General features: G+C 59.9%; 22 protein-coding genes. 6 read left to right on the top strand and 16 right to left on the bottom strand.

Features of this window, described 5'->3' with window-relative positions; all coding sequences use genetic code 11:
* Nucleotides 1-114 precede the first annotated feature (114 nt).
* Nucleotides 115-1,164 (bottom strand): YcjF family protein, encoded by a 1,050-nt coding sequence (locus AFK65_RS10820; RefSeq protein ID WP_038857069.1) that lies wholly within the window; start codon nucleotides 1,162-1,164, stop codon nucleotides 115-117.
* The gene (locus AFK65_RS10825) at nucleotides 1,161-2,558 is read right to left on the bottom strand and encodes a YcjX family GTP-binding protein (RefSeq protein ID WP_038857166.1); all 1,398 of its coding nucleotides are present in this window, start codon (nucleotides 2,556-2,558) and stop codon (nucleotides 1,161-1,163) included. Before AFK65_RS10825 ends, AFK65_RS10820 begins: the two co-directional genes overlap by 4 nt.
* A gap of 163 nt (nucleotides 2,559-2,721) precedes the next feature.
* Between AFK65_RS10825 and AFK65_RS10830 the strand changes: the two genes are divergently transcribed.
* Nucleotides 2,722-3,714, top strand: a complete 993-nt coding sequence (locus tag AFK65_RS10830; RefSeq protein WP_038857068.1) for a LacI family DNA-binding transcriptional regulator — start codon at nucleotides 2,722-2,724, stop codon at nucleotides 3,712-3,714.
* Nucleotides 3,715-3,763: 49 nt separating this feature from the next.
* Here the strand turns inward: AFK65_RS10830 and AFK65_RS10835 are convergent, their stop codons facing one another.
* From AFK65_RS10835 to pspA, 14 genes are all read right to left on the bottom strand, one after another.
* Complete coding sequence (locus AFK65_RS10835) at nucleotides 3,764-4,846, bottom strand: ABC transporter ATP-binding protein (RefSeq protein WP_038857067.1); 1,083 nt, start codon at nucleotides 4,844-4,846, stop codon at nucleotides 3,764-3,766.
* Between the two features lie 15 nt (nucleotides 4,847-4,861).
* Nucleotides 4,862-5,539 (bottom strand): beta-phosphoglucomutase, encoded by a 678-nt coding sequence (gene pgmB, locus AFK65_RS10840; protein WP_038857065.1) that lies wholly within the window; start codon nucleotides 5,537-5,539, stop codon nucleotides 4,862-4,864.
* Nucleotides 5,536-7,779 carry a glycoside hydrolase family 65 protein gene (locus AFK65_RS10845; RefSeq protein WP_038857064.1) on the bottom strand — a complete coding sequence of 748 codons (2,244 nt, stop codon included), beginning with the start codon at nucleotides 7,777-7,779 and terminating at the stop codon, nucleotides 5,536-5,538. The genes pgmB and AFK65_RS10845 overlap by 4 nt, the downstream gene beginning before the upstream one ends.
* Nucleotides 7,776-8,828 (bottom strand): Gfo/Idh/MocA family protein, encoded by a 1,053-nt coding sequence (locus tag AFK65_RS10850; RefSeq protein WP_038857063.1) that lies wholly within the window; start codon nucleotides 8,826-8,828, stop codon nucleotides 7,776-7,778. The genes AFK65_RS10845 and AFK65_RS10850 overlap by 4 nt, the downstream gene beginning before the upstream one ends.
* A 15-nt stretch (nucleotides 8,829-8,843) precedes the next feature.
* Nucleotides 8,844-9,632 (bottom strand): sugar phosphate isomerase/epimerase family protein, encoded by a 789-nt coding sequence (locus AFK65_RS10855; RefSeq protein WP_038857061.1) that lies wholly within the window; start codon nucleotides 9,630-9,632, stop codon nucleotides 8,844-8,846.
* 18 nt (nucleotides 9,633-9,650) lie between these two features.
* Nucleotides 9,651-10,700: a zinc-dependent alcohol dehydrogenase gene (locus AFK65_RS10860; protein WP_038857060.1), complete on the bottom strand. Its 1,050-nt coding sequence runs from the start codon at nucleotides 10,698-10,700 to the stop codon at nucleotides 9,651-9,653.
* Nucleotides 10,701-10,725: 25 nt separating this feature from the next.
* Nucleotides 10,726-11,568, bottom strand: a complete 843-nt coding sequence (locus AFK65_RS10865; protein ID WP_007698228.1) for a carbohydrate ABC transporter permease — start codon at nucleotides 11,566-11,568, stop codon at nucleotides 10,726-10,728.
* On the bottom strand, nucleotides 11,555-12,436 hold the full coding sequence (locus AFK65_RS10870) for a carbohydrate ABC transporter permease (RefSeq protein WP_007698230.1): 882 nt from the start codon (nucleotides 12,434-12,436) through the stop codon (nucleotides 11,555-11,557). The genes AFK65_RS10865 and AFK65_RS10870 overlap by 14 nt, the downstream gene beginning before the upstream one ends.
* A 23-nt stretch (nucleotides 12,437-12,459) precedes the next feature.
* Nucleotides 12,460-13,752 carry an ABC transporter substrate-binding protein gene (locus AFK65_RS10875; protein ID WP_007698233.1) on the bottom strand — a complete coding sequence of 431 codons (1,293 nt, stop codon included), beginning with the start codon at nucleotides 13,750-13,752 and terminating at the stop codon, nucleotides 12,460-12,462.
* Nucleotides 13,753-13,763: 11 nt separating this feature from the next.
* Nucleotides 13,764-15,479 carry a sugar phosphorylase gene (locus tag AFK65_RS10880; RefSeq protein ID WP_007698236.1) on the bottom strand — a complete coding sequence of 572 codons (1,716 nt, stop codon included), beginning with the start codon at nucleotides 15,477-15,479 and terminating at the stop codon, nucleotides 13,764-13,766.
* Nucleotides 15,480-15,653: 174 nt separating this feature from the next.
* Nucleotides 15,654-15,896: a phage shock protein PspD gene (gene pspD / locus AFK65_RS10885; protein ID WP_007698240.1), complete on the bottom strand. Its 243-nt coding sequence runs from the start codon at nucleotides 15,894-15,896 to the stop codon at nucleotides 15,654-15,656.
* A 44-nt stretch (nucleotides 15,897-15,940) separates the two neighbouring features.
* On the bottom strand, nucleotides 15,941-16,297 hold the full coding sequence (gene pspC / locus AFK65_RS10890; RefSeq protein WP_004385365.1) for an envelope stress response membrane protein PspC: 357 nt from the start codon (nucleotides 16,295-16,297) through the stop codon (nucleotides 15,941-15,943).
* On the bottom strand, nucleotides 16,297-16,521 hold the full coding sequence (pspB, locus tag AFK65_RS10895; RefSeq protein ID WP_007698243.1) for an envelope stress response membrane protein PspB: 225 nt from the start codon (nucleotides 16,519-16,521) through the stop codon (nucleotides 16,297-16,299). Before pspB ends, pspC begins: the two co-directional genes overlap by 1 nt.
* A gap of 66 nt (nucleotides 16,522-16,587) precedes the next feature.
* On the bottom strand, nucleotides 16,588-17,259 hold the full coding sequence (pspA, locus tag AFK65_RS10900; protein ID WP_007698244.1) for a phage shock protein PspA: 672 nt from the start codon (nucleotides 17,257-17,259) through the stop codon (nucleotides 16,588-16,590).
* A gap of 152 nt (nucleotides 17,260-17,411) precedes the next feature.
* Here pspA and pspF point away from each other — a divergent pair, with 152 nt between their 5' ends.
* From pspF to sapD, 5 genes are all read left to right on the top strand, one after another.
* Complete coding sequence (gene pspF, locus AFK65_RS10905) at nucleotides 17,412-18,413, top strand: phage shock protein operon transcriptional activator (protein WP_162139046.1); 1,002 nt, start codon at nucleotides 17,412-17,414, stop codon at nucleotides 18,411-18,413.
* Nucleotides 18,414-18,510: 97 nt separating this feature from the next.
* Nucleotides 18,511-20,151 carry an ABC transporter substrate-binding protein SapA gene (sapA, locus tag AFK65_RS10910; protein WP_038857057.1) on the top strand — a complete coding sequence of 547 codons (1,641 nt, stop codon included), beginning with the start codon at nucleotides 18,511-18,513 and terminating at the stop codon, nucleotides 20,149-20,151.
* Nucleotides 20,148-21,113, top strand: a complete 966-nt coding sequence (gene sapB, locus AFK65_RS10915; protein ID WP_007698257.1) for a putrescine export ABC transporter permease SapB — start codon at nucleotides 20,148-20,150, stop codon at nucleotides 21,111-21,113. The genes sapA and sapB overlap by 4 nt, the downstream gene beginning before the upstream one ends.
* Nucleotides 21,100-21,990, top strand: a complete 891-nt coding sequence (sapC, locus tag AFK65_RS10920) for a putrescine export ABC transporter permease SapC (protein ID WP_007698258.1) — start codon at nucleotides 21,100-21,102, stop codon at nucleotides 21,988-21,990. Before sapB ends, sapC begins: the two co-directional genes overlap by 14 nt.
* Nucleotides 21,990-22,982, top strand: coding sequence for a putrescine export ABC transporter ATP-binding protein SapD (gene sapD / locus AFK65_RS10925; RefSeq protein ID WP_004385360.1), 993 nt, complete (start codon nucleotides 21,990-21,992; stop codon nucleotides 22,980-22,982). Before sapC ends, sapD begins: the two co-directional genes overlap by 1 nt.
* Nucleotide 22,983: the final 1 nt, after the last annotated feature.

Raw genomic sequence — 22,983 nt, forward strand, 5'->3', positions numbered from 1 at the left:
GAGATGATACTTCAGTTGCCGCAACCGGGGGAGTGGTCTGTCAACAAAAATTGACAGAGTGCGGAAAAATGCGGCGCCATGCTGTAAACCTGAGCAGGCATGACGCCGTTGGGGTTACTCTTCGCGCTCGCGCTTCTGTTTTTGCAGCGTGGCTTTAACTTCACTTAACAGCTGGCGGCGGAAATCGCCCAGGCGCGGCTTGTCGTCTTCCGTCCAGGGCAGCGGGCGGCACAGCTCCATCGCCTTCACGCCAAGACGCGCGGTCAGCAGCCCGGCGCCCAGCCCCTGCGCCACGCGCGCGGAGACGCGCGCGGCAAGATCCTGTGACATCCAGTCGAGCCCCACTTCGCGCACCATCTCGCTCGCGCCCGCAAAGGCCATATTCAGCAGCACCAGACGAAACAGACGAATACGACTGTAATAGCCAAGCTCAATGCCGTAGATCGCCGCGATGCGGTTGACCAGGCGCAGGTTGCGCCAGGCGATAAACGCCATATCCACCAGCGCCAGCGGGCTGACCGCAATCATCAGCGTCGATTCCGCCGCCGAGCGGCTGATGGCGCTGCGGGCCTGGCTATCCAGCACCGGCTGGACGATATGCGCGTAGAGCGTTACCACTTCGCGATCGCTGTGGGTTTCATGAATCGCGGCGCGCCAGCGCGCCAGCGCCGGGTGCCCCTGCGTCAGCCCCGCCTGGCTCGCCAGCTTTTCGCAAAACGCGCGCGCCTTGCCGCTGCCGTGGCTCGCCAGCAGTTCGCGCGCCTCGTCGCGCTCCTCCGCGCGTTCGCGCAGGCGATACAACCTTCGCCATTCGCTCGCAAGCGCCCCGACGCCTGCCGCCACAATCAACCCACCGGCGACGCAGCCGCCGAGCGCTATCCAGTCGCGCGTGTACCAGGCGTTTGCCGCCCACTGGACGCCCTGCGCCACGACGCTCACCCCAAACAGGCCAAGCCCCGCGACAACCATACGCCGCCACAGGCTGCGCCGGGGTTTCAGCGCGTTCTCCACGACGCGCTCGGGCGCGTCTATGGTCAACGCCTCTTCCTCCATGGCCGGCACAAACGCCTGCGCCTCGTCAAAGGCCTGGGTGGAACGAAGCGTCGGGCCCTCTTCCAGGCGCAGCGGTTCGTCAAATTCGCGGCGCGGTTTTATCTCGCTCATCGCAGCTTATCTCCTGTTAAAAATTCCAGCACCGCGTCGAGACGGATATGCGGCAGCGGCCGGTCGACGTCCATGACGCGCGGGCGAAACGCTTCAAACTGAAAGCCCTGCTGCTCCCAGAATGCGCTGCCCGGCAGCCGCGCCGGTACATCGCCGGGGTAAATAGTCAGGGGCGCGCCGTCGCTTAAGCGGTTGCCGCGCAGCGCCGGCACGCTTTCGCCGCGGCTCTCCACCATGCCGCTTTCCGTCGCCTGTATCGAGGCGATGCCCATGCAGTCCATCTCAATGCCTTCAAACGCGGCGTTCTGCCACGCCTCCTGCACCAATTGCGAGAGCAGCGATACCAGATTCGCATGCTGATCGTGCGTGACGTGATCCGCTTTGGTGGCGGCGAACAGCAGTTTGTCGATCACCGGGGAAAAGAGACGGCGGAACAGCGTCCGCTGACCGTAATGAAAGCTTTGCATCAGTTGCGTCAGCGCGAGACGCATATCATTAAACGCCTGCGGCCCGCTATTGAGCGGCTGAAGACAATCCACCAGCACAATCTGACGATCGAAACGCACGAAGTGCTCCCGGTAGAAGCCTTTCACGACGTTTTCGCAGTAGTAGCGGTAGCGCTCGCGCAGCATCCCGATATTGGTCTGTTTACCCGCCTGCGCCAGTTTTGTCTCGCCTACCTCATCGACGCCGGACCACGGGAAGAACTGCAACACTGGCGCGCCGGCCAGATCGCCCGGCAGCACAAAACGGCCCGGCTGGATAAAGTGCAGCCCTTCGCGTTTGCACTGCATCAGGTAGTCGGTCCACGCCTCCGCTATCTCCGCCAGCCTTTTTTCATCGCCCGGCGCCAGCGGATCGAGCCCTTCGCACAAACTGCGCCAGCGCTGCGCCCAGACCGCTCTGTCGCCCTGCAGCAGGCCCGTCATCTGGCGCGACCAGCTCAGGTAGTCCTGCGCCAGCATCGGCAGGTCGAGCAACCATTCGCCAGGGTAATCGACAATATCGAGATAGAGCGTGGAGGTATCTTTGAAGTGGCGCAGCAGCGATTCGCGCGAACGATAGCGCAGCGCGAGGCGGATTTCACTCACGCCGCGCGTCGGCGTCGGCCAGGCGGGCGGCGTGCCATAGAGCTGGGCCAGCCCTTCGTCATAGGTAAAGCGGGCGACGCCCATATCCTGCTGCGGCACGCGACGCACGCCGAGCAGGCGCTCTTCGCGCACCGGCGAAAAGAGCGGCAGCCGCGCTCCGCTGTTCACAGAAAGCAGCTGATTCACCAGCGCGGTGATAAACGCGGTTTTCCCGCTGCGGCTAAGCCCCGTTACGGCGAGGCGCAAATGCCTGTCGACGCTGCGGTTCATCAGCGCCTGCATTTCATTCTGAAGCTGTTTAATCATTTCCCTGCCCGATGCGTTGATATTCTCTGATGATAACAGTAAGGCCCAACGGCGGCGATTCAAGCGCCGCTGACGCCGATTTACAAAAACGTGGCGCATGGACAGTGCGTCGGGGCTTCAGTAAGATAATTTTGTTGAAGCGATGTGATGGAGCACGGGAATGTCCCCGACCATTTACGATATTGCCCGCGCGGCGAATGTGTCCAAATCGACGGTGTCGCGCGTGCTGAATCATCAGACCAATATTTCCGACGCCGCGCGCGAGCGGGTGTTAAAAGCCATCGAAGAGTTAAATTATCAGCCGAATAAAATGGCGCGCGCGCTCACCTCTTCCGGTTTCGACGCCATTATGGTGATTTCCACGCGCTCGACGAAAACCACGGCGGGTAATCCTTTTTTCTCTGAAGTGCTGCACGCGATAATGGCGCGCGCGGAAGAGACAGGCTTCGACGTTATTCTCCAGACCTCCCGGAATAGCGACGATGATTTACAGAAGTGTTTAACGCGCATTCGTCAGAAAATGATTAAAGGGATTATTATGCTGAGCGCGCCGGCGGATGAAACTTTTTTCGCGAAGCTCGATGAATGCGGAATTCCGGTGGTGGTCATCGGTAATGTCGCGGGGAATTACCGGCATATCGCGTCGGTCGATACCGATAATTATCACGACAGCATCGCGCTGACCGATTCGCTTATCGGAAGAGGCTGTCAGCGCATCGCCTGCCTGCACGCGCCGCTGGATTATCACGTCTCGGTCGACCGGCTGGCCGGGTTTCGCGCAAGCCTCGCCAGGCATCAGCGGCCTGACGACGCCGCGCTTATCGTGGACGGCGGTTATACCCAGGAGAGCGCGCTGGATGCGGCGCGCCGCCTGCTGGCGCTTCCCGAACCGCCCGATGCGGTCTTCGCTACCGACAGCCTGAAATTAATGAGCGTCTACCGCGCCGCCGCCGAGCGCGGCATCGCTATCCCGGATGCGCTGACGGTCGTCGGCTACAGCAACGAAACGCTCTCTTTCCTGCTCGCTCCGCCGCCCGGCGGTATTAACGTCCCCACGCGGCAACTGGGGGACGTCAGCAGCGCGTTGCTATTCTCCCGTATCGCCGGTGAGCCTGTTCCGGCCCGCACGTTAATTCCTACAACGATAAACTGAAATAATAAGCTCCGCCTGACGCGGAGCTTATTTTTCACCGGTATAACACTCAGGCTATCGCGGCTTCCGTCTCGCTGTCGAAGACGTGGCATTTATCCATATCAAAAGCAATATTAATACGCTGGTCGGCCTGATAATCTTTATCCGCGCCTGCGCGCACCACCATTTCATGACCGCCCACGGTGGCATAAAGCATAAATTCCGCGCCGGTTAATTCCGCGACGGTAATTTTCGCTTCGATGGCGTCATCGCCAGTGGCGCCAGGAAAAATATCCTCCGGGCGAATGCCTAATACCACCGCTTTACGCTGGTAGCCGCTGTCATTAAGCCGCGCGAGTTTATTTACCGGCAGCGGCAGTTTCAGCGTTTCCGTCACGAAATACTCGCCGTCGATCGCGCCACGAATAAAATTCATCGCGGGCGAGCCGATAAAACCGGCCACAAACATATTCGCCGGATGGTTATAGACCTCTTTCGGCGCGCCGACCTGCTGCACAATGCCGTCTTTCATAATGACAATCCGCGTCGCCATCGTCATCGCTTCGGTCTGATCGTGAGTCACGTATATCATGGTGGTGTTGAGCTTCTGGTGCAGCTTGCTGATCTCGGCGCGCATCTGGACGCGCAGTTTAGCGTCGAGATTCGAGAGCGGTTCATCCATCAGGAAGACGCCCGCCTCGCGGACAATCGCGCGTCCCAGCGCCACGCGCTGGCGCTGGCCGCCGGAAAGCGCGCCCGGTTTGCGCTTCAGGTACTCTTTCAGCCCGAGGATCTGCGCCGCCCAGGCGACGCGCTCTTCAATAATCGCAGGCGCCACCTTTTGCATTTTCAGCCCGAACGCCATGTTGTCATAGACAGTCATATGCGGATACAGCGCGTAGTTCTGGAACACCATTGCGATATTGCGCGCTTTAGCGGGCACGTCGTTCATCCGCACGCCGTCAATCAGCAAATCGCCGCCGCTGATGGCCTCAAGGCCCGCGATCATGCGCAGCGTGGTGGATTTGCCGCAGCCTGACGGCCCGACGAAAACAATAAACTCTTTATCGGCAATCTCCAGATTGAAGTCTTTAACGACGTGAACCTGGTTGTCATAAATCTTCTGAATGTGTTGAAGAGAGAGCTGAGCCATAATCTGTCCTTGTTGTCAGCACGCCGCGGCGCGCTGTTGTTGATTCCAGAGCGCGTGTAGCCGCGGCCAGGTGAGCTGCGCGGTGTTATCCAGCCGCAACTGCGCGCCGCAAAGCCCTTCGCCGATGCCCACGGCTGTCATGCCGCAGGCATTGATAGCATCAATGCCCGCCTGCGCATCCTCCACGCCGATACAGCGCGCCGCCGCCACACCCAGGCCCGCGCAGGCGGCGAGAAAAATCTCCGGGTCGGGCTTGGAGCGCGTCAGCCTTGCAGCGTCGGCGCAGAAGTCGAACTGTGCGGCAAGGCCCAGCGCCTGCAAAATCGCCGGCGCGTTGAGCGACACCGAGGCCAGCCCGATGCCGATGCCCCGCTCGCGAAGCGACGCCAGCAGCGAGGCGATGCCCGGCAAGATCGACTGCGGCGTCAGCGTGCGTAATGACGCCACGTAAAGCGCGTTTTTGCGCGCCGCGAGCGCCGCTTTCTCCGCCTCGCTGAATACTCCCGCCTTTCCGCCCCGGGCGAGAATGCGCTCCAGCGAGCCCATCCGGCTGATGCCCTTAAGCTGCTGATTAAACTGCTCGTCGATAGCGATCCCCACCTCTGCCGCCACCTGCCGCCAGGCGACAAAGTGCAGGTGGGCGGTGTCGGTAATCACGCCATCGAGATCGAAAATCACCGCGTCCGGTTTCATGTTGCCTCCCTGCATGGGCTGTCAGACAGGCTGAACGTCCGTTCGCCGTTGATGTCCACCGCCGTATCGTTGATAAACAGCCTTACCGCGTGATCGCTGCTGACCGTCAGCGCGTCGTGAGTTATGACCAAATGAAGCTGCCGCCCCTGCCAGCAGAAGGGAAACGCCAGCCGGCGCCACTGCGGTGGAAGTGACGGCGTCACATGAAGTTCGGCCGCTTTGACGCTGATGCCGGCGAACCCCTGCACCGCGCCGAGCCAGATGGCGCCGGTCGCTGCCGCATGAATGCCGTCGTCGCTGCTGTGCGGCGCGTCGCCGAGATCGATGTCGCAACCCGCGCGCCAGAAACGATACGCCTCATCGCGTCGCCCACAGCGGGCCGCCACGATGCCGTGAATGGCTTTACTGAGCGAGGAGTCATGAATGGTGCGCGGCTCGTAGTAGTCGAGATTCGCAGCCGCCGTCGCGTTATCGAACCGCCACGGCAGCATGTAGAGCAGCATCACGACATCCGCCTGCTTAAGGATCTGCATCTCGTTCACTTCCGCCCGCGAGTAATCGAGCAGCACCGACTGGCTGCCCGCGCTCGCGCGGTAGCGCGTAAGATCGATAGTCGGCTTACTGAAGAACGTGTCGTCCTGCGGGATCACGCCGTCCGCGCGCGCGCCGGGCAGATACAGCCGCGCGAGAAAATCGTCGCACTGCGCGGTAAACGCGTCGTCGGGCACGCCGAGGCGACGGCGGACACCCTGCGCCAGCGCGACGTTGTGGTGCGCCAGATAGCTGGTGTAAGCGTTGTTATTTACGTGCTCGGTGTATTCATCCGGGCCGATGACATCGTGCAGCTCCAGCCGCCCGTTAACGTCCCGCGTGCGGCTCAGCCAGAAGCGCGCGGTCTCCTCCAGCAGTTCGCGGCCTTCCTGCGCCATAAAGGCGTCGTCGCCCGTCGCCTGCCAGTACGCCGCTACCGCCCAGGCGATATCCGCCACCAGATGATGCTCGGCAAGGGCAGACGCCACCTTCTGGCGCAGGCCGGTGCGGATGTTGATCGCCGCGAATTCGGGCGTCTCTTCCTCGCCGCTGCGCGCGCTCTCCCACGGGAACAGCGCCCCCTGCCAGCCGCCGCGCGCGGCTTTGCGCCTGGCGCCCGCGAGATTCAGCCAGCGGTAGCGCAGCAGCTGGCGCGCGACAGCGGGCGCGGTATGCAGATGAAACGGCAGGAGGAAGACTTCGGTATCCCAGAACACGTGCCCTTTATAGCCTTCGCCGGTTAAACCTTTGGCGGCGATGCTGCTGCGCTCGTCGTGGCGCGGCGTCATGGCGCGCAAGTGATAGAGCGCGAAATCGAGCGCCTGCTGATCCTGCCTGCAATCGCTTTCGACCTCGACGCGCGCCTGTCGCCACCAGAGACGACGGGCCGCTGAAGACTCCGCCATCAGCGCGTCGTAACCCAATGTGGCGCATTCACGCAGCGTTGCCAGCGCCGCTGCCGCCGCATTATCATCCGGCGCGTCAGGCGACGCGCTGACCCAGGCGCACTTCTCAAGCGTAAAGCATTCGCCTTTCGCGAGCGTCTGCTGGCTGTGCTGCAACAGCCGACGGTTTTTGGCCGAAAAGCTCACCTGCGCCTGCGGGCTCACCCGACAGGCGCAGCCCAGCGTTACATCCGAGACGTTATCGAGCGTGCGGTACCGCGCCTGAAGGTAGCTGTTCTCAAATACACGCAGCTCTCGCTCCGCCAGGTGCTGACGCCCGCTGTTGGTCTGGGTGGCGTCGATGCCGGTCGCCACGCGCACCGTGGCCGGGCCGTCGTGCGGCGTAATGGCGAGCCGCAGGCAGAACAGCCCGGGTCGCGTATCCGAGACAAAACGCTCGCTTTTCAACGTAAAACGCTGGCCGTGTGGCGAACGCCACTCGACGATGCGCGCAAGCTCCCCGCTCGCAAAGCTAAGTTCACGGCGGTAGCTCAGGATCTCGCCACTCAGCAGACTAAAAATGTCGCCGTTAAGCTCAATCTCCATACCCACCAGATCCGGCAGATTGACCAGCTCCGTGGTTTCGCCCTCGCCTGCCCGGTGGTAAAGCCCGGCGAAAAACATACCGCGCGTCTGGGTGGTATAGGCCTCTTCATGGGTGGCGCGTATACCCAGCGCGCCGTTGCCGGCGGCCATCAGCGTGGCGTATTTATTGTGGTAATGCGGATCGAAGCGCGCCTCGACCAGCGTGGTTAATGAATTCATAGCTCAACACACTTCCCTGTTTCTGCCGCCTGATAGATGGCCGCCACCAGCCGCTGGATCTGCCAGCCCTGCTCGCCGTCGGCAATGGGTGTGCGTTTGCCCTGCACACGGTCAAGAAACGCTTCCATGCTGCGCTGGTGACGCCGGTCATCCGCCTTTTCGCGCTGCATTAACGTCAGCAGCTCGCCATCGCAGTCCTGATAAATGTGCGCCGGAAAGAGCGTCGCGCCCGCTTTATCGCCGCAAAATTCGACGTTCATCAGCGACTGCGGCGCGATGTTGAGCGCAAACGAGGTTTCCAGCCGCAGAATATTGCCGCTGGCGAATTCCATCGTGGCGAACAGCGCGTCCTCCACCGTGTACTGCTGCGGGTCCCAGCGGCCAAACTGACCGCTGCTTTTGGTCGTGCCGAGTTTCTGAAACGTGTGCGCCGTCACGCGCGATACCCGCGGAAACCCGAGCACAAACAGCGCGGCATCCAGCATATGAATGCCGATGTCGATAAGCGGCCCGCCGCCCTGCAGCGCTTTGTTGGTAAACACGCCCCAGCCCGGCACGCCGCAGCGCCGCAGCGCCCGCGCGTTGGTGACATACACGTCGCCGAGCGTGCCGCTTGCTACCTGTTCGCGCAGCAGTTGGGTATCGCGCGCGAAACGATGATGAAAATCGTAGGCCAGCACTTTACCGGCCCGCCGGGCGGCCAGACGCATCTCGTCCGCCTGTTCGGGCGTCATGGCGGGCGGTTTTTCACACATCACATGACACCCCGCCGCCAGCGCCTGCATCACATGCTCATGATGAAAGCGATTCGGCGAACAGACGCTGACGATATCGGGACGCGCCTCTGACAGCAGCGTGGCGACATCCGTGAAAACGTGCCTGATGGCGTGGCGTTCTGCGAACGCCTGCGCCTGTTCAGGGCGGCTGTCACAGACAGCCGCCAGTTGCACCTCTTCACGCGTGCGGTAAAACGAGGCATGAACGGTATCCGCCACCTGACCGGCGCCGATAATGGCGACCTTCAGCGGCGAGGATTGATGAGCACTCATTTCGCACGCCGCCTCTTAACACTGACGCAGGAAGTCGAGCGACTGCCGGTAGGCCTGCGCCGGGTCATCGGCCCGGATGCGGCACTCATAGACGACGTAGCCGTTATAGCCGTCGGCGCGCAGCTGGTCGAACGCGCTGCGAAAATCGATCGCCCCGCTGCCCGGCTGGTAGCGGTGATTGTCCGCAATATGGACGTGGCCTAAGAGATCGCGGTTATTGTGGAACGCCTTGCAGAGGTTATCTTCCTCGATATTCATGTGGTAAAAATCGCCGATGATGTTGACGTGCTTCAGGCCGCCGTCAACGATATAGCGCCGCGCGTCGGCGAGCGTGTTGATCATGTGATCCTGATAGCGGTTGAGCGGCTCAAGGAAAACCGTGGTGCCGGTACGCGCCGCCACCTCGTCGAGATAGCGCAGCGAATCGCTGACCGCTTTTCTGTCGCCCGCCAGGCTTCGCGGCGATGTCATCGGCGGCAGGCGGAAGGTGAACATCCCCCAGGCCGCAGGCACCACAATCCCTTTGCCGCCCACCTCCGCCAGCGCCTCCAGAATGCGGGCGATCTGTGAAAGCCCGTTCAGACGGCGCTCCTCGATAAAGTCGCCAATCCAGCCGTCGTAGCCGCCGCAGGCGCTCGTCACCGGCAGGCCGGTCTCCTGAATCGCGGCTTTAACCTCCGCGAGGTTATCCACCAGCAGCTTGCCGTCGATCTCATAGCCGTCAAAGCCCATCGCTTTGATGTAACGGAATTTCTCCAGAATATTTTCCGGGAAAAAGGCCTGATTTTGCGTTGCGATTTTCATTGTTGTTTCATCCGTGAATTAAAAAGTGACGCCCATTTTGATGCTCAGTTCCGGGTGCTGGTCGACATACTTCATGTAGCTCTCCGCGCTCTGCGCGAAAGGCACGACCGGGTCAATCAGATCCTCGCAGTTGAGATAGCCGTTCATCAGCAGTTCCCAGCAGGTCTCTTCGATACGCTTGCGGCTCCAGCGCGGGTAGTCCGGGTTCGGCTCGCTACAGGCGCGCGAGAAGACAATTTTGGCGTTGTTGAAGTGCGCTTCGCGCCCGAAGTTGAGGCTGGTAAACGGCTTGGCGAACGCCACATAAGAAATCGTGCCGCCGTAGGCGATACCGCGCAGCGCGGCCTGGAGCGCGTCGGCGTTGCCGCTGGTTTCGATAATGACGTCCGCGCCCTGTTTGCCGGTGAGCTTTTTAATTTCCAGCCCGATGTCCGCGCCAATGGGATTAAAGGTGGTGTCCGCGCCGTGACGGCGCGCGATGGCGCAGCGGTGCTCGATAGGATCGACGCCGATGACCACCGACGCGCCCGCTTTTTTCGCCAGCTGTACGGCGATCTGCCCGATGGCGCCAAGCCCCACTACCACCACGAAATCGCCGACCCGCACGTTACCGTCGCGCACGCCGCTCATGGCGAACTGCGCCGGGTCATAGCAGACGGCGTTTTTCCAGCTACCGCCCTGCGGCATTTTGCGAAGCTTATAGTTATCCACGGCGTTGACGATGACCGTTTCCATCAGCGGGCCATAGGTGCAGACCATATCGCCCACGGCATAACCGGCGACGCTTGCGCCGCGCTCGATAATCTCGCCCACCACCATATTGCCGAGCTGGAATTTGCCGAACTCAATGCCGCGCGGCGCGCCCTCCGGGCGCGGCGTAAAGAGCTGCCATTCGCTGGAAAACGCTTCATCGATAAACGGACTGGCCGCGCGAAAATCCACCACTTCGGTGCCGTGTTTCGGCGCGCCGAAGCGCACGCGGATTTTTACTTCGTTATCCGCGACTGCACGGTCCTGATACTCCACCAGCGCCGCCACGCGCGGCGCCTGAGCCACTAATTTTTTCATTACTATCTCCCTGAAAATGACCCGGTCAGCCCTTAACGCCGCCGTCGGTCAAGCCACTTTTTATGAAACGTTCGGAAAGCGCGTACATCACGACCACCGGCAGCGCCGTCACCAGCGAGGCCGCCATCATGCGTCCCCAGATATAGTCCGGCGTGCTGAAGAGCGTGTTCAGCCCGACCGGCAGCGTGAAGTTCGAGGCGCTGGAAAGGAAAATCGAGGCGAAGAGGTAGTCGTTCCACGCCACCATAAAGCAGTAGACGAACACCGAGACCAGACCGGAAACCGCCAGCGGCACGGTGATGCGAAAGATGATTTGCAGACGGTTTAAGCCATCCATCATCGCCGCCTCTTCGATTTCATCAGGAATCGTGTCGAAGTAGCTTTTCAGCATGAACACGGCGGTCGGCAGCGTCTGGGTCACCATCGTCACGATAATGGCGAGCTGCGTGTCGTAGATGCCAAGCGCGGTGATGATTTTGAACAGCGGCACCACCAGCAGAATGCCGGAGAACATATAGACCGTGTAAAAGCTGGCGTTGATGGTCATGCGGCCCTTAAAGCGCAGCTTTGACAGCGCATAGGCCCCGAGAATCCCGATAAACACCGCGACGCCGGAGGACACCACCGACACCACCAGGCTGTTGCGAAAATAGGTGACGAACGGAAAGATCAGCGGGTTGAAGATGTCGACATAGTGCTCCAGCGTCCAGTGCTGCGGGAATAGCGTCGGATGCAGCGAAATCGCCTCTTTCGGGCTTTTGAACGAGGTCATCAGCATCACAAAGAAAGGCAGCAGCGTGACAATCAGAAACAGCGCCAGCCCGAGATAAAACCCGGCGCGCCGTGCAAAGCGTTTATTTGTTGCCATGGAGATTCACCCGTTTTCTGGTAATCAGGATCACTGCGAAAATGATGATGAACAGCACGACGGAGATCGCCGCCGCTTTACCGAGGTCATTGAACGCAAAGGCGGTTTTGTAGAGGTAGACGCCCAGGATATCGACTTTGGTGGTCAGCAGATAAACGTCGGCGAACATGTAGAACATCCAGATCGTGCGCAGCGTCACGACGGTCGCCAGTACCGGCATGATGGCGGGCAGCGTCACGATACGAAACCGCTGCCAGGCGCTCGCGCCGTCCATCTCCGCCGCCTCGTAGAGCGATTTGTCGATAGTCTGCAAAATCGCCAGAAACGAGATAAAGGCGTAGGGGAAGTAGCGCCAGACGGCGAACAGCACCACCAGCGCGAAGCTGCTGGAAGGGTTGTCGAACCACAGCGGCGCCTGGTCGTAAAGATGCAGCAGATCGCCCGCGACCCAGTTCACAACGCCATAGCCGTTGTTGAACATATATTTCCAGGCGAACACCAGCGAAATAGATGGCGTAACGTAGGAGAGGATCACCAGCGAGCGCGCGGTTTTGCGAAAGTGGAATTCGCGGTTAAAGAAAATCGCCACCGCCAGCCCCAGCGCGGTGCTGCCCGCCACCACCAGCGCCGTGTACCAGCAGGTCATCCACAACGAATGCCAGAAGCCCGGATCGCTGAGAATTTTGAGGTAGTTCTCAAGCCCGATGAATTGCGACGGCAGGCGCGGGTTGAGCGGCAGACGTAAAAAACTGATTTCGATATTCGACAGCATCGGCCAGGCCACCAGGCCGCCCAGCAACAGTAGGCTGGGGGCCAGGAGGAGCATGGCGAATGGCATATCAGAACCACCTGAAGTTAACTTCTTCATGAGAGCCATTTCCTGCGTCGGGTTTACGGTCTGGCGACCAGTTCATCAAGGCGTTTTTGCCCGTTCACGAGCGCCGCCTCCGGCGACTTGCCGCCGACCGTGACGCTGTTGACCATTTCGTTGATGACGCCAGAGCCGGTCACGTCACCCATACGGGTGAAGTTTTTGTCGCCGACCGAGCCGAAAACCTGCACGTTGGGGAATTGCGCGATAAGCTCGCGGGTGAGCCCGCCAAACGCTTTAATCACCGGGTTCTGTTGATAGACGGGCGTTTCCACCACCGCCTTGTTGACCGGCAGCGCCGCGCCCGGCGACATCAGCACCCAGTCAGCGGCGTTTTCCGCCTGCTCCATAAAGACCACGAATTTCTTCGCCGCTTCGGTCTCTTCTTCGCGCTGCCCGGCCGTGAGGGTGAGCGAGGTCAGCATCCCGTAGGCGGCGGCGGATTTTTTGGTCGGCACGACAAACCCGAGATCCTGCGGGTCGCCTTCTTTAAACACCGCAGGAAGAATGTAAGTGGAATAGATAGCCATCGGCGCGGTGCCGTTCATGAACGCGTCTTTGATTTCCATGACGTCGTTTGAGCCTGGCATGGAGAGCGAGGCGAGTTCCCGATAGTACTCCAGCGCCTCGCGCATTTCGGGCGTGTTGAGTGTGATGTTGCCGCTGGCGTCAAAGGCGTTCGCGCCGTTGGAGAGCGCGAACTGCGAAAACGCCTGTTCGGTCATGACGCTTTCGGCGGTCGGCAGCGCGATGCCATATTTTTTCTCGGACGGTTTATTCAAAAGCGTCGCGGCGTTCAGCAGCGACTGCCAGTCCTGCGGCGCGCCGAGGCCCACCTCCGCCAGACGCGATTTGTGATACCAGACGCCGCCAAGCCAGGCGCTGATGGGCACACCGGTCCAGGCCGTGCCGTCTTCAGTGCGCACAATACGCAGCACGCCGTCAAAGAACTGGTTCTCACCCACCTGCGCCACGGCGGCTTTGATGGCTTCGCGATCGAGCAATTGCTCTTTATCCATGACTTTGGCGTAGTCGTGACTGATTTCAATCACCTCCGGCAGCGCGCCGGAGCGCGCGAGCGTGGTGACTTTGGTGTTGTACGCGTCTTCTTCGACCGGCACCTGTTTCACGGTGATCCCCGGATTCGCTTTTTCAAAGCGCTCGATAAGCCGCGTAATCACCGCCTGGCGCTCCTGCTCCACCGACGAATGCATAAATTCGATGGCGACATTCTCTTTTTTCTTGTCGTCACAGCCTGACATCAGGGCGCAGGCAACCAGTGCTGAAACCAGCACAATATTATTGTTTCGCATATTCAGTCCTTTCAGGCTTTACTAAGCCACATTGCTTGCCACGGGGCGAGAGTGAGCGAGGCGGTATTTATCGTCGCGCCGGTGATTAATTCACGACAGCCGCAGGCGTCATAAGCAATAACCTGCGTTTTATCGCTGATATTAAAAAGCGCAATTATTGTCGAGCCATTTTCCGCGGAACGAATAATTTCCAGCACCGCATCATTAATACAATCAGCGACAAAGGCGCTGTCGGGATGAAACGCGGCGTGCTGGCGGCGCAGCGTAATAAGTTCGCCGAGCTGTTTCCAGGTGTCGTGACGTAAATTTCCTTCGGCCTGTAACGCCGCGTTTATTTCCGCTTCGGTATATTTTTGACGATTAATAGCACGATTATAGCCAAGACGCGCGACGCCCTCTTCGTCATTACGCGAGCCGAGAATACTTTGAATATAGATCGCCGGGACGCCGGGAAAGGTTAATAGCAGCGCGTGGGCCAGCAGAAAACGCGCGAGGCGCGTCGCGTCGTCGTCATGTCGCGCGCTGAGCGCATCCATATAGGTGACGTTGACTTCATAGGGGCTGCGGGTGCCGTCCGGGTTATTTTTCCAGTTAACGCGCGCGCCTTCGGCCTGAAGACCGTCCACCAGCCGTAAAATATCGGCTTCGGGGAGAATGCCGCGCAGCGGATTAAGACCGATGCCGTCATGCGAGGCCAGGAAATTAAACCAGGTGGTTTCACCGATACGCGCTTCACTTAATCCCTGCGCCCACCGGCAAAGCGTGCGGGCATTTTGGGTATGAATGGCGTGCAGCACCAGCGGCGGCAGCGGGAACTGATAGACCATCTGCGCCTCATCGAAACCGTTGCCAAGGTACGCGATATTATCTTTATGCGGCACGTTGGTTTCGGTGATGATCACGGTACCCGGCGCCACCACATCGGCGATAGCGCGAAACAGCTTCACTAACAGGTGTGTTTTTTCCAGATGGATGCAGCTCGTTCCGGGTGTTTTCCACATAAACCCGACGGCGTCGAGGCGGACATACTGCGCGCCTTCACGCAGGTAATGCAGCAGGACATCCACCATCGCCAGCAGTACGACCGGATTCGCGAAATTGAGGTCAATCTGATCTTCGCTAAAGGTGGTCCAGAGATGGCACACGCGTCCGTTCTGCATCGTAAACGGCGTTAATAGCGGCAGCGCCCGCGGCCGGGTGACGGCGGATAAATCGGTGCCGGGATCGACATTGATAAAGAAATCTTCATAGCCCGGTTTTTGCGCCAGATAATCCGCAAACCATTCGCTTTGCGCGGAAATATGGTTGCAAACGAAGTCAAACATAAGCCGCGCATGGGCACTAAGCCTGGCGATATCGGGCCAGTCGCCGCACTGCGGGTCAACGCGGTGGTAATCCACCACGGAAAACCCGTCGTCGGACGACCAGGGATAAAACGGTAAAAGATGAATATGTGAGAAATACGGCTGTAGCCAGGTTTCAAAAAAACGCTGAAAGGTCGCGAGGCGTTTTTCACCCGGCGCGCTGAACTGATCGGCATAGGTAATTAATACCACGTCCGTTTCATCCCACCCTTTTTTACGTTGCGCGGTAATTTCATTGCGCGTTTGTAAAATATGATTTTCAAGCGCGCTCAAATGCGCCTGATTAAATGCATCGCCATAAATTCGCGTAACCAGGTTTTTAATTACGCCGAAATTTATCGCGGAGGTTGTTATTTTTTCCATTGATAACATTTCCATGGTAGCGGTCCCACGGAGAAAGGCTACCCCTGGCAAATAGAGGTGTCAACGCGCGAAAAATTTGGTTTTAGGAATAAAACCCGGTTTCCGGAAATCAGTGTGAGTAATTGTGAAGTAGCGCAAAAAAAGCCAGAAATAAAAAAGCCCGAGAGGCTCGGGCTATTTACGGGAGGGTTTAGTGATATAACGCGCCGAGACGCGTTTCGCGAGCCGGTTTAACAGCGGCTCAAGCGCAAACGCCAGCGCGATTTTAAGCGGTCGGCGGGCGACGGATTTCACCGCCCAACCGGCAAACCCTGCCGGGCCGTAACGCAGCGCGGTCATCAGCGCCAGTTTGCCGGCGATTTTCAGGCCGGGCTTCGCACGGCGGGAGACTCGTTGCCAACGGGTGGTGGAATTCATGGCGGCTCCTTTATAACCGGGGGCGCGGCCCCCTGATAAATACATTATAGCTGGCGGAAACGGCTGCGCAGCGAGAAGGCGTCCGACGTGACGTAACGCTCCATCGCCCGCAAACGCTGCTCGCCCGCGGCAAGCTCGGCGTCCACCGCATTCAGCAAGTCGCTGCTGGTCGGCGCGGCCTCCCCTTCCTGCGTCTCATCCAGCGGATCGAGCGCGAAGGTCAGCACGATATAGGCGACGATCGTGATAAAAAACAGCCCGAAGAGCATCGACAGCACGGTTATCAGACGGACCAGTTTGACCGGCACATCAAGATAGTGCGCGATACCGGCGCAAACGCCCTTCACCATCCCTTCGCGGGGAAGACGTCCCAGCTTTTTGCCGCTAAACGTACGCGTCATTATTGGTTTCTCCAGTTCGGGTGTTCGGCATCGAGAATTTGCTCCAGCGCGTGGATGCGTTCGCGCATACGCTGCGCTTCTTCATTTAACTGCGCCAGGCGCTGCTGCTCGCTCTGGGAGAGCGCGTCGCGCCCGCCGCGGTTGGTGTAGTGAAGCCAGAGCCAGACCGGCAACACAAACAGCACAAACAGCGTTAACGGAATAGCCAGAAACAGTGCACTCATGGGTTCTCCTTACGGGTCAATATTGCGACGGCAAGCTGCCGCCGCGCTCCTTGTCAACGCGGGCGATTATTCGCCGTCGCGCTGCTGCACTTTCGCTTTCAGCGCCGCCAGCTGTACGCTGATGTCATCATCGGCTTTCAGTTCGGCGAACTGCTGATCCAGCGATTTCTGCTTACCAAAACCGTGGCTTTCCGCTTCGGCTTCCATCTGATCGATACGACGCTCGAACGACTCGAAACGCGCCATCGCCTCATCGATTTTGCCGCTGTCGAGCTGACGGCGCACATCGCGCGAGGAAGACGCCGCCTGGTGGCGCAGGGTCAGCGCATGCTGACGCACGCGGGTTTCGCTGAGTTTGTTCTCAAGCTCGCCGATTTCCTGTTTCATCCGCGCCAGCGTTTCATCAAGCTGCGTCGCTTCTTCTTCCAGCACACGGATAATGTCGGTCAGTTTCTGTTTTTCGATAAGCGCCGCGCGGGCCAGATCGTCTTTATCTTTACGCAGCGCCAGTTCCGCTTTTTCCTGCCATTCGGCCTGCTGCGCGTTGGCCTGCTCAATGCGGCGCGCGATCTGTTTCTTTTCCGCCAGCGCGCGGGCTGAGGTTGAGCGTACTTCCACCAGCGTGTCTTCCATCTCCTGAATCATCAGGCGAACCAGTTTTTGCGGATCTTCCGCCTTCTCCAGCAGGGCGTTGATGTTGGCGTTCACGATGTCGGCAAAACGAGAAAAAATACCCATAATTTCATCCTCTACATGGTAAGACGGGCTAAGCCCTTGCTGTATGGCTTAATACAAACTCCGTGCCAGTTTTTTAATGCCTTGATTATAAAGGATAATGAAAATTTTGCCGTTAGTGCCTTCCAGGCTAGAGTAGTGATATACGCTACTAAGTGGTGAATTTCATCATGACAGAATACAAAGATAACCTGATTGGCGAGGCGAACCGGTTTCTTGAGGTGCTGGAACAAGTCTCACGAGTCGCGCCGCTCGATAAACCCGTGCTGATTATTGGCGAGCGCGGCACCGGCAAGGAACTTATCGCCCACCGCCTGCACTACCTGTCGCGCCGCTGGCAGGGGCCGTTTATCTCGCTCAACTGCGCGGCGCTGAATGAAAATCTGCTCGATTCCGAGCTGTTCGGCCATGAGGCCGGGGCGTTTACCGGCGCGCAGAAGCGCCACCCCGGCCGCTTTGAGCGCGCCGACGGCGGCACGCTGTTTCTGGATGAACTCGCCACCGCGCCGATGCTGGTGCAGGAAAAACTGCTAAGGGTGATTGAATATGGCGAGCTGGAGCGCGTCGGCGGTAGCCAGCCCTTGCAGGTGAACGTGCGTCTTATCTGCGCCACCAATGCCGATCTGCCGCAACTCGTCGAGGAAGAGAAGTTTCGCGCCGACCTGCTCGACCGGCTCGCCTTTGATGTGGTGTTGCTCCCCGCCCTTCGCGAGCGCGACAGCGATATCATGCTGCTGGCGGAGCAGTTCGCCATCCAGATGTGCCGCGAGCTGGGCCTGCCGCTCTTTCCGGGCTTTACCGAACGGGCGCGCGAGACGCTGCTCGGCTACCGGTGGCCCGGGAATATCCGCGAGCTGAAAAATGTGGTGGAGCGCTCGGTGTACCGTCACGCCAGCAGCGACGAGCCGGTGGATAATATTATTCTCGATCCGTTTCGCCGCGAGCAGGCGGAGATGCCGCCTGCGACGACGATCGATGCACAGACCAGCGGCCCGTCGCTGCCGCTGAACCTGCGCAAATGGCAGCATGACGAAGAAAAACGGCTGCTGGAAGCGAGCCTGCAGGCGGCGAAATATAACCAGAAACAGGCCGCGGAACTGCTGGGTTTAACCTATCACCAGCTGCGCGCGCTGCTGAAAAAACATGAAATTCGCTAAGGGCGGATACTTTTAACCCAAACGCCCGCAGAGTTTTTTACGCAGGGCGCGTAAGTGCGATACACTTTGCCTGGTGACTAAAACAACTCAAAAACTTATGCGCGGAATTCTCTCCTCCTTTTTAGCGACGCTCGGGCTACTGAGCGTACCGGCTTTTGCTGCGCTTCCCGCCGAATCGCCCGGCGATATTCGCCAGAGCGGATTTGTCTATTGCGTTAATGGCCAGGTTAATACCTTTAATCCCCAAAAAGTGGGGAGCGGGCTGACGGTCGATACGCTCGCCGCCCAGCTTTATGACCGGCTGCTGGATGTCGATCCTTATACCTATCGGCTGGTGCCGGAGCTTGCCGAAAGCTGGGAGACGCCGGATGACGGTATCACCTGGCGTTTTCGCCTGCGCCCGAACGTGCAGTTTCAGCACACCCGCTGGTTTACGCCCACGCGCGCGCTGAACGCCGACGACGTGGTGTTCAGCTTTCAGCGTATTATCGACCCGAAACACCCGTGGCATAACGTCAACGGCGGCAGCTATCCCTATTTCGACAGTCTCCAGTTCGCCGATAACGTCCGCAGCGTGCGCAAGCTGGATAACCGCACCGTGGAGTTTCGCTTACGCCAGCCGGACGCTTCCTTCTTATGGCATCTCGCCACGCATTACGCGTCGGTGATGTCGGCGGAGTATGCGGCGGCGCTTGAGCGCAGCGGCAATCAGGAGGAGCTGGATCGCGAGCCTGTCGGCACCGGGCCGTTCCGTCTCGGCGAGTATCGCGCCGGGCAGTACATTCGCCTGCTGCGCCACGACGCTTACTGGCGCGGCAAACCGCAGATGCCGCAGGTGGTTATCGATCTCGGCTCCGGCGGCACGGGGCGTCTGTCCAAGCTGCTGACCGGCGAGTGCGACGTGCTGGCCTGGCCTGCCGCGAGTCAGCTCACCAGCCTCAGGGACGATCCGCGCCTGCGCCTGACGCTGCGCCCCGGTATGAATATCGCCTATCTGGCGTTTAATACCCATAAAGCGCCGCTCGATAACCCGAAAGTGCGCCACGCCCTGGCGCTGGCCATTAATAACCAGCGTCTGATGCAGTCTATCTATTACGGCACGGCGGAAACCGCCGCGTCGATTCTGCCGCGCGCCTCCTGGGCGTATGACAACAACGCGAAAATCACCGAATACAACCCGGATAAAGCGCGCGCGCAGCTGAAAGCGCTGGGGCTTGAAAACCTGACGCTGAAGCTGTGGGTGCCCACCAGCTCCCAGGCCTGGAACCCGAGCCCGCTCAAAACGGCCGAACTGTTGCAGGCGGATCTGGCGCAGGTGGGCGTGACGGTGGATATCGTCCCGGTGGAGGGCCGTTTTCAGGAGGCCCGTCTGATGGACATGAACCACGATTTAACGCTCGCTGGCTGGTCGACGGACAGTAACGATCCGGACAGTTTCTTCCGGCCGCTGCTAAGCTGCGCGGCTATTCGGTCGCAAACCAACTACGCCCACTGGTGCGATCGCGATTTTGACGGCGTGCTGCAGTCGGCCCTCTCCTCGCAGCAGCTGGCGTACCGGATTGAAGCCTATACCCGCGCGCAGACGATCCTGGCGGAACAGTTGCCGGTGCTGCCGCTGGCGTCATCGCTGCGGCTGCAGGCGTATCGTTACGATATGAAAGGCCTGGTATTGAGCCCGTTCGGCAACGCCTCGTTCGCGGGCGTCTCGCGCGAACCCACTGAGGACAAACAGCCATGATTATCTTTACCCTGCGTCGTCTGGTGCTGCTGGTTATCACGCTGTTTTTCCTGACCATCGTCGGCTTCTGCCTGAGCTATTTCACGCCGCACGCGCCGCTCCAGGGCGCCTCGCTCTGGAATGCCTGGCTGTTCTGGTGTGACAGCGTGCTGCACTGGGATTTCGGCGTCTCCAGCATTAACGGCCAGTTGATCTCCACGCAGCTGCGTGAGGTGTTCCCGGCCACGATGGAGCTCTGCGTGCTGGCGTTCGGCCTGGCGCTGCTGGTGGGCATTCCGGTCGGCATGGCGGCGGGCATTCTGCGCGGTAAATGGCAGGATAAGCTTATCAGCGCCGTGGCCCTGCTCGGTTTTTCGATTCCGGTGTTCTGGCTGGCGCTGCTTTTCACCCTCTTCTTTTCACTGACGCTCGGCTGGTTCCCGGTCTCCGGGCGCTTCGATCTGCTGTATGAAGTGAAAACGGTGACCGGTTTCGCGCTGATTGACGCCTGGCTTTCTGACTCGCCGTGGCGTCACGAGATGATTTTAAGCGCGCTGCGCCACATGGTGCTGCCGGTGCTGACGCTCGCCGTCGCGCCGACCACCGAAGTGATCCGTCTGGTGCGCGTCAGCACCGTGGAGATCCTGGAGCGCAACTACATCAAAGCGGCATCCACGCGCGGGCTGTCACGCCTGACGATTCTGCGCCGCCATGTGCTGCATAACGCCCTGCCGCCGGTGATCCCGCGTCTGGGGCTGCAATTCTCCACCATGCTGACCCTCGCGATGATCACCGAAATGGTCTTTAGCTGGCCAGGGCTTGGCCGCTGGCTGATTAACGCCATTCGCCAGCAGGACTACGCCGCGATCTCCGCAGGCGTGATGGTTGTCGGGTCGCTGGTGATTCTGGTGAACGTGATTTCGGATATTCTGGGCGCGCTGGCGAACCCGCTGAAACATAAGGAATGGTATGCCTTACGATAGCGTCTATCGCGAAAAACGCCCGCCGGGCGCGCTGCGCACCGTCTGGCGCAAATTCTACGGCGACACCGTCGCGATGGTGGGCCTGTACGGCTGTGCGGGTCTGGTGCTGTTATGCGTGTTCGGCAGGCTGTTCGCGCCCTACGGCATCGATCAACAATTTCTCGGTTACCAGCTGCTGCCGCCGTCATGGTCGCGCTATGGCGAAGTTTCGTTCTTCCTCGGCACCGACGATTTAGGGCGCGATCTGTTAAGCCGTCTTCTGAGCGGCGCGGCCCCAACCATCGGCGGCGCGTTCGTGGTGACGCTCGCCGCGACCGTCTGCGGGCTGGTGCTGGGCGTACTGGCGGGCGCCACCCACGGGCTGCGCTCGGCGGTGCTCAATCATGTGCTCGACACGCTGCTCTCTATTCCGTCCCTGCTGCTGGCGATTATTGTGGTCGCCTTCGCGGGGCCGCAGCTCAGCCATGCGATGCTGGCCGTCTGGCTGGCGCTGGTGCCGCGCATGGTGCGCTCGGTATACAGCATGGTGCATGACGAACTGGAAAAAGAGTATGTCATCGCCGCGCGGCTGGATGGCGCGACCACCTTTAATATTCTGTGGTTCGCCGTGCTGCCTAACACCGCTTCGGTGCTGGTCGGCGAAATCACCCGCGCGCTGTCGATTGCCATTCTCGATATCGCGGCGCTCGGTTTTCTCGATCTCGGCGCGCAGCTCCCTTCGCCCGAATGGGGCGCGATGCTCGGCGACGCGCTGGAACTGATATATGTCGCCCCCTGGACGGTGATGCTGCCGGGCGCTGCCATCATGATTAGCGTATTGCTGGTGAATTTACTGGGCGACGGTATTCGTCGCGCCATCGACGCGGGGGTGGAATAATGCCGCTGCTGGATATCCGTAATCTGACGATTGAATTTAAAACCAGCGAAGGCTGGGTGAAAGCCGTGGACCGCGTGAGCCTGAGTCTGCCGGAAGGCGACATTCGCGGGCTGGTGGGCGAATCGGGCTCCGGTAAGAGCCTGATTGCGAAAGCGATCTGCGGAGTGACGAAAGACAACTGGCGCATCACCGCCGACCGTATGCGCTTTGACGATATCGACCTGCTGCGCCTCTCGCCGCGCGAGCGCCGCCGTCTGGTGGGCCATAACGTGTCGATGATTTTTCAGGAGCCGCAATCCTGTCTCGATCCGTCCGAGAAAATTGGCCGCCAGCTGATGCAAAACATCCCCGGCTGGACGTACAAAGGCCGCTGGTGGCAGCGTTTTGGCTGGCGCAAGCGCCGGGCCATCGAGCTGCTGCATCGCGTCGGGATCAAAGATCACAAAGACGCCATGCGCAGCTTCCCCTATGAGCTGACGGAAGGCGAATGCCAGAAGGTGATGATCGCGATTGCGCTCGCCAACCAGCCGCGTCTGTTGATTGCCGATGAGCCGACCAACGCGATGGAGCCGACCACCCAGGCGCAGATTTTCCGCTTGCTCTCGCGGCTGAATCAGAATAACAACACGACGATTCTGCTTATCAGCCACGATTTGCAGATGCTGAGCCAGTGGGCCGACCGCATCGACGTGCTTTACTGCGGGCAGACGGTGGAGACCGCGCCGAGCGAGGAGCTGATCTCCACCCCGCACCACCCTTACACCCAGGCGCTGATCCGCGCGATCCCGGATTTCGGCAGCGCGATGCCGCATAAAAGCCGTCTCAATACGCTGCCGGGCGCGATCCCGCTGCTTGAGCATCTACCGATTGGCTGCCGCCTCGGGCCGCGCTGCCCGTATGCCCAGCGCAAGTGCATCGAAACCCCGCGTCTCGACGGGCCGAAAAATCATCTTTTCGCCTGCCATTTCCCGCTGAACATGGAGAGAGAGTGAA

The organism is Cronobacter universalis NCTC 9529 (assembly GCF_001277175.1).
GTDB classification, from domain to species: Bacteria; Pseudomonadota; Gammaproteobacteria; order Enterobacterales; family Enterobacteriaceae; genus Cronobacter; species Cronobacter universalis.

Excerpts from the sequence above, each read along its gene's own strand:
- AFK65_RS10870 (WP_007698230.1), bottom strand. The coding sequence starts at position 12,436 with ATGAAGAAGTTAACTTCAGGTGGTTCTGATATGCCATTCGCCATGCTC.
- AFK65_RS10880 (WP_007698236.1), bottom strand. The coding sequence starts at position 15,479 with ATGGAAAAAATAACAACCTCCGCGATAAATTTCGGCGTAATTAAAAAC.
- pspB (WP_007698243.1), bottom strand. The coding sequence starts at position 16,521 with ATGAGTGCACTGTTTCTGGCTATTCCGTTAACGCTGTTTGTGCTGTTT.
- AFK65_RS10865 (WP_007698228.1), bottom strand. The coding sequence starts at position 11,568 with ATGGCAACAAATAAACGCTTTGCACGGCGCGCCGGGTTTTATCTCGGG.
- AFK65_RS10820 (WP_038857069.1), bottom strand. The coding sequence starts at position 1,164 with ATGAGCGAGATAAAACCGCGCCGCGAATTTGACGAACCGCTGCGCCTG.
- pspA (WP_007698244.1), bottom strand. The coding sequence starts at position 17,259 with ATGGGTATTTTTTCTCGTTTTGCCGACATCGTGAACGCCAACATCAAC.
- AFK65_RS10835 (WP_038857067.1), bottom strand. The coding sequence starts at position 4,846 with ATGGCTCAGCTCTCTCTTCAACACATTCAGAAGATTTATGACAACCAG.
- sapB (WP_007698257.1), top strand. The coding sequence starts at position 20,148 with ATGATTATCTTTACCCTGCGTCGTCTGGTGCTGCTGGTTATCACGCTG.
- sapA (WP_038857057.1), top strand. The coding sequence starts at position 18,511 with ATGCGCGGAATTCTCTCCTCCTTTTTAGCGACGCTCGGGCTACTGAGC.
- AFK65_RS10830 (WP_038857068.1), top strand. The coding sequence starts at position 2,722 with ATGTCCCCGACCATTTACGATATTGCCCGCGCGGCGAATGTGTCCAAA.
- pgmB (WP_038857065.1), bottom strand. The coding sequence starts at position 5,539 with ATGAAACCGGACGCGGTGATTTTCGATCTCGATGGCGTGATTACCGAC.
- pspD (WP_007698240.1), bottom strand. The coding sequence starts at position 15,896 with ATGAATTCCACCACCCGTTGGCAACGAGTCTCCCGCCGTGCGAAGCCC.
- AFK65_RS10850 (WP_038857063.1), bottom strand. The coding sequence starts at position 8,828 with ATGAGTGCTCATCAATCCTCGCCGCTGAAGGTCGCCATTATCGGCGCC.
- sapD (WP_004385360.1), top strand. The coding sequence starts at position 21,990 with ATGCCGCTGCTGGATATCCGTAATCTGACGATTGAATTTAAAACCAGC.
- AFK65_RS10860 (WP_038857060.1), bottom strand. The coding sequence starts at position 10,700 with ATGAAAAAATTAGTGGCTCAGGCGCCGCGCGTGGCGGCGCTGGTGGAG.
- sapC (WP_007698258.1), top strand. The coding sequence starts at position 21,100 with ATGCCTTACGATAGCGTCTATCGCGAAAAACGCCCGCCGGGCGCGCTG.
- AFK65_RS10875 (WP_007698233.1), bottom strand. The coding sequence starts at position 13,752 with ATGCGAAACAATAATATTGTGCTGGTTTCAGCACTGGTTGCCTGCGCC.
- AFK65_RS10855 (WP_038857061.1), bottom strand. The coding sequence starts at position 9,632 with ATGAAAATCGCAACGCAAAATCAGGCCTTTTTCCCGGAAAATATTCTG.
- pspC (WP_004385365.1), bottom strand. The coding sequence starts at position 16,297 with ATGACGCGTACGTTTAGCGGCAAAAAGCTGGGACGTCTTCCCCGCGAA.
- AFK65_RS10845 (WP_038857064.1), bottom strand. The coding sequence starts at position 7,779 with ATGAATTCATTAACCACGCTGGTCGAGGCGCGCTTCGATCCGCATTAC.